At 77.5% G+C, this 276-nt stretch carries 1 pseudogene; it reads right to left on the bottom strand.

What is annotated here, in order from left to right:
- A pseudogene (locus SB751_RS30090) lies at nt 1-276 on the bottom strand (hypothetical protein); the annotation flags it as partial.

Below are 276 nucleotides of genomic sequence, written 5' to 3'. Positions count from 1 at the left end.
CTGCTTGGCCTGCTCGGCGGCCTTGCGCTGCGCGTCCGCCCGGGCGGCCTCGGCCGCCTGCTGGCGTGCCCTCTCCTGCTCCTGCCGCTTTTCCATCGCCGTGCGGATCGCGTCGCGGCCGGCCGTTGCCCGCTCGGCGGTCTTGGCCGCGTTCTGCACCGCGCGCTCGGCCTCGCGGGCGCTCGTCTCGACGTGCCCGGCCAGGCGCTCGGCCGCCTTCGGCGTCGTGAACACGGCGGTCTGCCCGGCCGACTCCAGGGCAGCGGTGACGCGGGC

It is taken from the genome of Cupriavidus sp. SIMBA_020 (genome assembly GCF_046535395.1).
Lineage (GTDB): Bacteria > Pseudomonadota > Gammaproteobacteria > Burkholderiales > Burkholderiaceae > Cupriavidus > Cupriavidus campinensis.
Note: the sequence above shows the minus strand (reverse complement) of the source record. Positions and strands in the feature narration are given on the sequence as shown.